Source organism: Novosphingobium flavum (assembly GCF_014230315.1).
GTDB classification, from domain to species: Bacteria; Pseudomonadota; Alphaproteobacteria; order Sphingomonadales; family Sphingomonadaceae; genus Novosphingobium; species Novosphingobium flavum.
The window spans coordinates 127,526-137,786 of record NZ_JACLAW010000004.1 but is presented as its reverse complement, the minus strand read 5'-3'; the positions used below and the strand labels follow the sequence as shown (position 1 = coordinate 137,786).

Below are 10,261 nucleotides of genomic sequence, written 5' to 3'. Positions count from 1 at the left end.
GCGCAATGCCGCGCGGCCGAAGCCATCGCGCCGCCGCATCCGTGCCGGAGGTGAAGGAGGGAACGATGCGCTTCGGCCGATGGCCCGCCCTCTCAGCCGCCGCTCTGGTCGCCGCCGCCCTCGTCGCCGCGATCGGGCTGCGCGGCGCGTTCCGGATCGACCGGAACCAGGCCGCCGAACCGATGAGCGACCTCGCCGTCCACCGCGACATCGCCTATGCCCCGGGCGATCGGCGCGCCTTGGACATCTACGCCCCCGCCCGGCCGGGGCCGCCGCGCGCGGTGATCGTCTATCTCTACGGCGGCGCCTGGACCTCGGGCGCCAAGGCGCAATATGCCTGGGTCGGGGCCGGTCTCGCGCGGCAGGGCTATGTCGCGGTCATCCCCGACTACCGCATATACCCCCCGGCAACCTGGCCAAGCTTCCTGCAGGACAGCGCCCGGGCCCTCGCCTTCGTCAAGGCCCACATCGCGCAATATGGCGGCGATCCGGCCAAATTGGTCCTCGTCGGCCATTCGTCGGGCGCCTTCAATGCGCTCAGCCTCGCGGTGGAGCCCCGCTGGCTGGACGAGGCTGGGCTGGATGCCCGCCGCGATCTCAAGGCGGTGATCGGCCTGTCCGGGGTCTACAACATGCTCCCGCTGCACGGCGAGAATGAGAACGCCATCTTCGCGCCCAGCACCGGCTACGCGGAAATGAAGCACCACGTCGACGGGAAGTCCCCGCCGCTGCTGCTGCTGGTCGGAGCGGCGGACAGGATCGCGGGCCGGGAAGAGAGCGAGCAGATGGCGGCGCGGGTGCGCGAAAAGGGCGGCGCGGCCGAGCTGATCGTCTATCCCGGCCTCCAGCACGACGACACACAGGCCGCATTCGGCAAGGCCCAGGATGCCCCGCCAACCACGATCCGGGCCGACATCGCGCGCTTCCTTGCCGCGCAGGGCGTGAACCTAACGCAAGCGGCCCCGGGTTCCTGAAGGGGGGAGGGTCCATACCTCGGAATAGCTTTCCGCCCGCGCCGCGGATCGGGGCTATCAAGACCGCACCACACCGGGGCTTCGATCGGGTTTCGCCTGCCGCCCCGGCCAGATGGCGTGAGGTCATGGCGCGGCAGATTTCCTCGGCATCATTCTATCTGCTTGCGGCCGGCACCGCCCTGGCGGGGCTGTTTCTGGCAGCCTTGGGCGCCCAGCTCGCATGGGCGGGCGGAAGCGCCTTCTATGCCTTGAGCGGCGCGCTGCTGCTCCTTGCCGGCCTGCAACTGGCGCGCCGCCGCCTCTCGGCCATCCACCTCACCGCGCTCAATTTCGCCGCCACCTGGGCCTGGGCCATCCACGAGGTCGGGCTCGACGGCTGGGCGCTGCTCCCCCGCGTCGATTTCATCTCGGTCCTGCTCCCCCTGTTCCTGCTGCCTTTCGTCCGTAGCCGGCTCGCCCCGGAACCCAGCGGCAGCCAGCTGGCCGGGATCAGGCGCGGCTATGCCATCGGCGCCCAGGCCGTCCTGGGCGGGGTGGCGCTGCTCGTCGCCCTGCGGCCCGGCTGGGCCGAAGGCTCGGGGCCCGGCCCCGCCATCGCCCCGCGATCCGCCGGGGCCCCGGTCGCCGCCGGCTGGGCCTATCCGGGGCAGGACCCGGGCGGAGCGCGATTCTCCGACCTGTACCAGATCGATCGCGGCAATGTCGGCAAGTTGCAGCGGGTCTGGACCTACCGCGAACCCGTGCCCCAGGCCGATACCCCCGGCCTCGCCTTCAAGGACGAGGCCGTGCCGCTGCAGGTCGATGGCAAGCTGTTCGCCTGCACGGGCAACGACACGGTCATCGCGCTGGATGCCGAAACCGGCCGCCTGCTCTGGCGGCACGATCCCCGCGTCCGCTTGCAAGGCGTGCTGAGCGGGATCTGCCGGGGCGTCGCCTATCATGACGGCACCACCGCCGCCGGCGCACCCTCATCTTCCTGCGCCAAACGCATCATGCTCGCCACGCTCGATGCCCGGCTGATCGCGCTCGACGCCGGAACCGGCCGCCCATGCCCGGATTTCGGCCAAGGCGGCGAAGTGTCGCTCCGTCAGGGCATCGAACCGATCGTTCCCGGCCAGTATTACCAGACCTCCCCTCCGGCCATCGTCAATGGCCTCGCCGTGATCGGCGGGCTGGTGCAGGACAACCAGTCGACCGGGGAGCCCTCCGGCGTGATCCGCGCCTTCGACGTCCGCACCGGGGCGCTCGCCTGGGCCTGGGACCTCGGACGGCCCGGAGATGCCAGCGCGGCGCCCGTGCCCGCCCCCTATACCCGCGGCACGCCGAATTCCTGGACCCTGCTCAGCGCCGACCCAGATCTGGGCCTCGTCTATGTGCCCACCGGCAATGCCACGCCCGATTTCGTGGGCAGCCACCGCAAGCCGCTGTGGGAGAAATTCGCCAGCTCCATCGTCGCGCTCGACGTGAAGACCGGGCGGGTGCGCTGGTCCTACCAGTTCGTGCATCACGACCTGTGGGATTACGACACGTCGGCCCAGCCCGTGCTGTTCGACATGCCGACCCAAAGCGGCCCGGTCCCCGCGCTGCTGCAGGCCACCAAGCACGGGCAGCTGTTCGTCCTCGATCGCCGCACTGGCCAGCCGCTGACCGGGGTGATCGAAAAGCCCGTGCCGCAAACCGATGTCCCCGGCGAATGGACCGCGCGCACCCAGCCGTTTTCCGTCGGCATGCCCAGCGTCGATGGGCCCGCGCTCAACGAGCGGTCCATGTGGGGCATCTCGCCGTTCGACCAGCTCCTGTGCCGGCGCAAGTTCCATGCCCTGCGCTACGACGGCGTGTTCACGCCGCCCTCGCTGCGGGGCTCGATCTTCTATCCCAGCCAGCTGGGCGGGGTCGATTGGGGCGGCGTCTCGGTCGACAAGGGGCGCGGGCTGCTGATCGTGCCCTCCACCCGCTTCGCCACCGTAACCCGGCTGGAGCCGAGGAGCGACGGCGCGGACTACGCCTATCCCCAGGCGGGAACGCCTTACGGGGTCGTGGGAGGCCCCTTCATGACCGCGCTGGGCGTGCCGTGCCAATCCCCGCCCTACAGCACGCTGACCGCGATCGACCTGCGCAGCCGCAAGGTCGTCTGGGAACGACCGCTCGGCACGGCCGAGGAGATCGGGCCGCTGGGCGTCGCCTCCCACCTGCCCTTCACCATCGGCGCGCCGCCGGTGGTGGGCGGCCCGATCACCACGGCGGGCGACCTCGTCTTCATCGGCGCCGTGGGCGACCGGCGCCTGCGGGCGATAGACAGCCTGACCGGAAAAGAACTGTGGTCGGACAAGCTCCCGGCCGGCAACCAGGCCACCCCGATCACTTACCGCGCCCCGCGCTCGGGCCGGCAGATGGTGGTCATCGTCTCGGGCGGAAGGGCCAGCCTGTTCGGTGCGGGCAACATGCCCTTCCACGTCGTCGCCTATGCCCTCAGATGAGCGCGCCGGCGGCCGGCTTCACATTTGGCTGATACTCCAAAGATCAGGTGCCAGCCGCCATGGCCGCGCTGTACTGTTCCCGGCGCGAGCAAAGCGCGTGGCGGTCCTCCCGCCCGGAGGTGCATGGACATCGAACGGAGCCTGACTTTTCCCGCCCGGCCAGCCCCGGCAAGGCACCGCGCGCCGCTCGGCGCCCTCCGGTCGGCCGGGCAGGCGATGACCTTGCTGCTGGCCGCAGCCTGCGCGATCACCGCCCTGCATGCGCTGTCCTCGCTCGCCCTGCCCTTCGGGTGGGATCAGGGCATCATGGCCTCGGTCGGATCGTCCTATGTCCACGGCGGCCTGCCCTATGCGGACAGCTGGGACATGAAGGGGCCGGCGGCCTACCTGCCCTACACCCTCGCCGAATTTCTCTTCGGCCGGACCATGTGGGGGGTCAGGATTCTCGACGTGGTGATCGTCGGCCTCGGCGCCTTCTGCCTCGGCCAGTCGGTCCGCGCGCTGACGAACGCGCTGATCGGCACCAGCGCCGCCTTTGCCTTCTACTACTGGATCGCGGCGGGCGGCTGGTTCTTCACCGCCGCGCCGGAAAGCTGGGCGGCTGCCGCCTGCGTGCTGGCAATCGCGCCGCTGCTCACCGCGCCGTCCGCCCCCACGCATCGGCAACTGGCCCTGTCCGGGCTGCTGATCGGCGGGGTCGGCCTGATCAAGCCGGTCTACCTCGCCGTCGGCATTGCCCCGCTGCTGGCAATTGCCCTCGCCCCGGGAATATCGCTGCGGCGGCGCGCGGCGCTGGCGCTCACCCTCGGCCTCGGCTCCGCTCTGCCGGTGATCGGCGCGGGCCTTTACTTCGCCAGCAAGGGCGGACTGGCCCGGGCGATCGAGGTGCACATCCTTTACCCGGTCTCGACCTATTCCCACCTCCCGACCGGAACGAGCCTGACCGAGGGGATCGCCACCTTCCTGGCCCGGCCGGTGGTCGCCCTCCTCTGCCCGTTCATCGCGCTGGGGGTCTGGTCATGGCGCCGGCAGCCGCAGATTCTCTGGCCGGTACTGGGCTGGATCGCCGCGATGGTCCTCGCCGTCATCCTTCAGGGAAAGTACTACTATTATCAATGGGTTCCCTGCTATGCGCCGCTACTGCTGCTCGCCGCGGGCGGCATCCATACCCTGTTGCAGGACGGGCCGCAGGCAGACGGGGCGCGGGCAGGCGCCGGCCGGTTCATCGCCGCGGCCGCCGCGATAACCCTCGCCGCACAGGTCTGCGCCATGCCGCTGCGCGATACGGCCAAGTTCCTCTACTACTTCGCGCTCGAACGCGCGCCCGACCGCTATTACGCCTCGTTCCACTTCGCGCCGGACAATGCCTCCGGCGCGCGGATCTACGAGGTCGCGGCGGAGCGCGAAGCGGCCCGCTACATCGCCGCCCATACCGGCCCGGCCGATCCGGTCTTCGTCTGGGGCAACGACGCGACCGTCCAGTACCTCGCCGATCGCCCCAACCCGACGCGCTTTTCCTTTGAAATGCCGCTGAGCCTCGACGGCGAATATCGCGCCGCCTACCGCGCCGAGGCCATGGCCGCCTTCCACCGGGCCCCGCCGGTCTATTTCGTCGCGGGCATGAACTGGTGGGCCGCCGATACCAAGGCGCAGTCCCTCGCCCGGTTTCCCGAACTCGCGGCCTTCGTGAAGGCGCACTACCATCTCGAGAAAAGCATCGGCACGCTCGACCTCTACCGGCTCGATCAGACCGGACTCGCTCATTTGCGGAAGACGATGAACCTCGAAGCCAGATAGTTCCAGATGAAGGCCAGCACGGTCGCGACCAGCTGGGCGAAGATATAGGGTGTGGCAAGATGGGTAAGCAGGGCAACGGTGCCGACGTTGATGGCCAGGCCGAAGGCAAGGCTGACATAGTTCTTGAGCAGGGCCGAAGTGAAATTCAGCCGCACGCGGAACGTGAAGACGCTGTTGAGCACAAAGCTCGCAAAGGCGGCGACGATGAAACCGCACAGCGTGCCGGCAACCGGATCAACCCCGCCCAGTTCCACCAGCGCGACCAGCACGCCGTAGTGAACGGCCGTGCCGACCACCCCCACGGCGGCGAAGCGCAAGATCTCGGATTTCGGCGCCAGCGCGGTCAGGGTGCTTTCGTCTTGGACGAGGCAGTCGGGCATTGGACCATCCTGGCAATTGCAGTGGCGGCTTGCCCGCGATGCTAACGGCGTGCGCCGGCGATGTTGAGTGATCATCAGGGGTAGGCGATGGAATTGGCGGCGAGTTTGATTGGTGCGTCGAGGCCGGTTCCGGCCCGCTCATGGCCGGCGCTCGCCCTCGCGGCGGCCGGGCTGCTCACCCTCGTCTATGCCGCCGCCTCGCTGGCCCTGCCCTTCGGCTGGGATCACGGCATCATCGCCTCGGTCGGCTCCTCCTATGTCCACGGCGGCCTGCCCTATGTCGACAGCTGGGACATGAAGGGGCCCGCCGCCTACCTGCCGTTTTCCCTGGCCGAATTCCTGTTCGGCCCGACCATGTGGGGCATCCGGCTGGTCGACCTCGCCTTCTGGTCCATCGCAGGCTTCGTGATCTTCGCGCGCGTCGGCGCCCTCACCACCCGCCCGATCGGGGCTTGGGCGGCGCTGGCCACTTACCTCTGGATCGCATCGGCGGGATGGTTCTTCACGGCGGCCCCGGAATCGTGGGTCACCACCAGCCTGATCGTGGCGTTCACCCCCTTGCTCGCGGCGGAGCGAACCGCCGCGCGAACCTGCGCGATGGCCGGCTTCTTCATCGCCTGCGCCGGGCTGGTGAAGCCGTTCTACTTCACCTTCGGCCTGATCCCGCTCGCGGTCTGCGCGCTGGCCCCGGGCGCCGGATGGAAGCACCGCGCCGCCCTGGCCTCGGCACTGGCGCTGGGCGCCGCCATCCCGCCCGCGCTGATCGGCGGCTACTTCGCCCTGCGCGGCGGCCTCCCGCAGCTGATCGAGGTCCACCTGCTCTACCCGCTGACGACCTATCTCGATGCCGCCTCGGGCTGGAACGTGGCGATGCACGGCGTGGCGGCCTCCCTGCTCAGGACGCCCGTGATCTGCGCTGCATTGCTGGCGCTGGGCACCCTGCCGAACTGGCGCGCGCAATGGCGCCCCCTCGCCATCCTCGCCGCGTGGTTCGCGATCGCCCTGTTCTGCGTCGTCATCCAGAAGAAGTATTACACCTACCACTGGTTTCCGGCCTACCCGCCGCTGTTCATCGCGGCGGCCCTTGGCCTCCACGCCCTGTCCTCCGGGCGGAGCGGACATCGCCTGTACCCGGCGGCGGCCCTCGCTCTGGCCGGGATTGCCCTCGTGGCAACGGCCGCGCGCCCGCTCAGGGACGCCGGGCGACTGGCCTGGTACCGCCTCGCCGAACGGGCCCCGGACCGGTACTATGCGGCCTACAGCTTCCGGCTCTACGACAGCGCGGATGAAATGGCCGCCGCCCGCTACATCGCCGCGCACACGGCACCGCAAGACGGCGTCTATGTCTGGGGCAGCGACGCGACCGTCGCCTACCTCGCCGACCGGCCCGATCCCGCCCGCTTCACCTTCGCCATGCCGCTGGCCATGCCGGGGCAATACCGCGCGGCATACCGGGATCAGGCCGCCCGCCAGCTGGCGCTCCATCCGCCGGTCTACTTCGTCTCCGGCATCTCGTGGGACGGCCTCGCCCGGGCCAGCGATTCCCTCGCAGACTTCCCGTGGATGGCCGGGTTCCTCGCCCGAAACTACCGGCTGGAAAAGTCCTTCGGCGTGATCGACCTCTACCGGCTGAAGGATCGTCCCCGGCCATGAAGGGCACCCTTTTCCTGACCGGCGGCAGCGGCTTCATCGGCAGCGCCTTGCGGGCGCGGCTGGCACAGGGCGCCTGGGATCTGCGCTGCCTCTCGCGCCAAGCGCCGGCGGCGGACGACGGCACGGCCTACGTCACGGGTGACCTGCTCTCTCCCGAGACCTACCGCGACGCTCTTTCGGGTGCCGACGTCGCCGTGCATCTCGCCGCCAGCGTGGGCAAGGTCTCCCCGAAGGAGCACTGGCGCGTGAACCTCGAAGGCACCCGCGCCCTGATCGGCGCCTGCCGCCAGAGCGGCGTGAGCCACATCCTCCACGTCAGCACGATCGCCGCCGGCTACCCGGACCAGGCGTTCTACCCCTATGCGCAAAGCAAGGCCGCGGCCGAGGCTCTGGTGCGCGAGAGCGGGCTGGCCTTCACCATCCTGCGCCCCACCGTGGTGCTCGGCCCCCGCTCGCCGGCCTGGGCCAGCCTACGCCGCATCGCCCGCCTCCCGGTCATTCCCCTGCCGCAGGGTGCGCGCGCCGTGCGCATCCAGCCGGTCGACGTGGACGAGGTGGCGCGGGCCATCGCCATCGTCCTCGACGAATGGCGCTTCGCCGGGGAGACGCTGGACGTCGGCGGCGCCGATCCGGAAATGCTCGGCGATTTTCTCCGCGCCGTGCGCAGGTCCACCGGGGGAGCGGCAGCGCGGCTGGTCCGCGTGCCGCTGGCGCCGACAAGGCTGGCCCTTGCCGCGCTCGAACCGGTGCTGCGCCCGGTCCTGCCGCTCACCGCCGGGCAACTGGCCCTCTTCGCCAACGACAGCACGGCCACGCCCAACTGGCTGATGGACCGCCTGCGGCCCCATTCACCGCCCCTGCCCGACCTGCTGGACCGCCTCGCGGGCCCGCCCTTGGCGGAAGGCCCCTTGCCCCCGGCGCCCGCCGATGACCCTGAGGATGCCGCCGCAGAATGCGAGGTGTTCGCTCGCTATCTCACCGGCATGCCGCCCGAGGCCGATACCCTGCGCCACTATCTCGCGGCGCTGCAGGCCCACGGCCTCACCGCCACGGCGCCCCTGTCCGACTTTGACCGGACATCGCTCCGGCTGGCGCGCAAGGGCGAGTGGATGGCGCGCTGCATCGATGCCTATTGCGCCCTGTTCGCCCGGCGCGGCGCCCTGCGGCGCAGGCTGATCATCCTCGCCGCCATCCTCGAAAACCGCGCGCCCACCAACGCCCTGTTCGAGGCCCCGCAGGCGCGCGGCGTGATCGGCACCGGCCTTGCCCTCGCCGCGACCGGGGCGACCTTTTCGCTGGCGCTGGCCTGCGGGGCGGCATCGCTCGGCGTGGCCCGCCTCGCGCGGGCCGGGCGCGCATGAAGATCCTCGTCGTCGGCTCTGGCCCCAGCGGCCTGCACTTCGCCCTCACCGCCCTGCGCAAGGGGCACGCGGTGACCATGCTCGACGTCGGCAACACACGTCCGGCCATCGCCGCGCCGGCCGAAAGCTTCATGGGCCTGAAACGCAGCCTGCCGGACCCGGTCGAATATTTCCTCGGCGCCGAATATGGCGGCATCACCCTGCCCAGCCCGAACCCGACCGACGATCCGGAATATTACGGCCTGCCGCCTTCGAAGGACTATGTCTTCGCGCCCGATCCCCGCTTCCGGTTCCGGGGAGACGGCATCACCCCGCTGCGCTCCTTCGCGGCGGGCGGACTGGCCGAATGCTGGACCGGCGGCAGCTACCCCTTCGACGATGACGACCTCGCCGACTTCCCCTTCACCCATGCCGCAATCGCGCCTTACTACGGCGAAGTGGCAAGGCGGATCGGCGTCGGCGGCGAGGAGGGAGACGACCTGGCCTATGCCCATCACGATAACCTGAGCGCGCCAACCCCACTCGATGCCAGCGCCGCCCTGCTCGCCGCGCGTTACGCCAGCCGGCGCGAGAGGTTGCAGGCCAGGCACGGCGTGCGCTTCGGCCGCTCGCGCCAAGCCGTGCTGACCAGCGCGCACGGCGAGCGGGAAGCCTGCCGCTCCTGCGGTCGCTGCCTCTGGGGCTGCCCCAACGGCGCGCTCTACACCCCCTCGATCACCCTGCGCGAATGCATGGCCTTCGAAACCTTCGCTTACCGCTCCGGCCAGTTCGTCAGTCACTTCGAAACCGACGGCGGGGGCGGCCTCGCCGGGGCGGTGACCTTCCCGGTCACGGGCGGCGCGGCGGAGCGGTTCACGGCCGACGTCCACGTCCTCGCCGCCGGCGCGATCGGCACGTCGAACCTGGTCCTGCGCACCCAGTACAAGGCCAGCGGCGAAATCGTGCGGTTGGAGGGGCTGATGGACAATCGCCAGGTCCTCGCCCCCTTCTTCAACCTGGCGATGCTCGGGCGGCCTTACGAGCCGGATTCCTACCAGTACCACCAGCTGGCATTCGGCCTGCCGCAGGAGCGGCCACGGCACTACGTCCACGGACAGGTGACGACGCTGAAGACCGGCGCGGCGCATCCGGTGCTGCAAAGCCTGCCGCTGGACATCCGCTCGGCCACGGGGGTCCTGCGCGCCCTGCGCTCGGGGCTGGGCGTCGCCAACCTCAACTATGCCGATACACGGCGGGCGGGCAATTATCTCACCCTGTCGGCTGACGGCCAAGAATGGCCGGCCCTGACCGCGCGGTACCGCCCCGCCCCGGAAGAAGCCGCCGAGATCAAGGCTACGCTGCGCAAGGTCGGGCGCTTCTTCGCCGCCATCGGCGCGCCCTTCGTGCCCGGGATGGCCCACGTCCGGCCGATCGGCGCGGGCGTCCACTATGGCGGAACCCTGCCGATGTCTGCGGAAAAGCGCGAATGGTCAGTCTCGCCGCAGGGCCAGTCGCACGACTTTGCCAACCTCTATGTGGTGGACGGCGCCGCCTTCCCGTTCATGCCGGCCAAGAACCTCACCTTCACGCTGATGGCCAACGCCGCGCGCATTGCCGATAGCCTCTGCTGACGCCGACTG

The 10,261-nt window shown here is 70.2% G+C and carries 7 protein-coding genes; 6 read left to right on the top strand and 1 reads right to left on the bottom strand.

Annotated elements, in window-relative coordinates; translation table 11 throughout:
- Positions 1 to 65: 65 nt before the first annotated feature.
- The 3 genes from H7F51_RS06470 to H7F51_RS06460 all read left to right on the top strand — a co-directional run bounded on the left by H7F51_RS06470 (position 66) and on the right by H7F51_RS06460 (position 5,248).
- Positions 66 to 974: an alpha/beta hydrolase gene (locus H7F51_RS06470; protein ID WP_185663420.1), complete on the top strand. Its 909-nt coding sequence runs from the start codon at positions 66 to 68 to the stop codon at positions 972 to 974.
- Between the two features lie 125 nt (positions 975 to 1,099).
- A complete protein-coding gene (locus tag H7F51_RS06465; RefSeq protein WP_185663419.1) occupies positions 1,100 to 3,451 on the top strand; it encodes a membrane-bound PQQ-dependent dehydrogenase, glucose/quinate/shikimate family in 2,352 nt (783 codons plus the stop codon).
- Positions 3,452 to 3,574: 123 nt separating this feature from the next.
- Positions 3,575 to 5,248 (top strand): hypothetical protein, encoded by a 1,674-nt coding sequence (locus H7F51_RS06460; RefSeq protein WP_185663418.1) that lies wholly within the window; start codon positions 3,575 to 3,577, stop codon positions 5,246 to 5,248.
- Here the strand turns inward: H7F51_RS06460 and H7F51_RS06455 are convergent.
- Positions 5,212 to 5,628: a GtrA family protein gene (locus H7F51_RS06455; RefSeq protein ID WP_185663417.1), complete on the bottom strand. Its 417-nt coding sequence runs from the start codon at positions 5,626 to 5,628 to the stop codon at positions 5,212 to 5,214. The two genes, H7F51_RS06460 and H7F51_RS06455, sit on opposite strands and share 37 nt — an antisense overlap.
- Before the next feature lie 105 nt (positions 5,629 to 5,733).
- Here H7F51_RS06455 and H7F51_RS06450 point away from each other — a divergent pair, with 105 nt between their 5' ends.
- From H7F51_RS06450 to H7F51_RS06440, 3 genes are read left to right on the top strand one after another with little or no spacing between them, the layout of a single operon-like run.
- On the top strand, positions 5,734 to 7,281 hold the full coding sequence (locus H7F51_RS06450; RefSeq protein WP_185663416.1) for a hypothetical protein: 1,548 nt from the start codon (positions 5,734 to 5,736) through the stop codon (positions 7,279 to 7,281).
- Positions 7,278 to 8,642 carry an NAD-dependent epimerase/dehydratase family protein gene (locus tag H7F51_RS06445; RefSeq protein ID WP_185663415.1) on the top strand — a complete coding sequence of 455 codons (1,365 nt, stop codon included), beginning with the start codon at positions 7,278 to 7,280 and terminating at the stop codon, positions 8,640 to 8,642. The genes H7F51_RS06450 and H7F51_RS06445 overlap by 4 nt, the downstream gene beginning before the upstream one ends.
- A complete protein-coding gene (locus tag H7F51_RS06440) occupies positions 8,639 to 10,252 on the top strand; it encodes a GMC oxidoreductase (RefSeq protein ID WP_185663414.1) in 1,614 nt (537 codons plus the stop codon). The genes H7F51_RS06445 and H7F51_RS06440 overlap by 4 nt, the downstream gene beginning before the upstream one ends.
- Positions 10,253 to 10,261 lie beyond the last annotated feature (9 nt).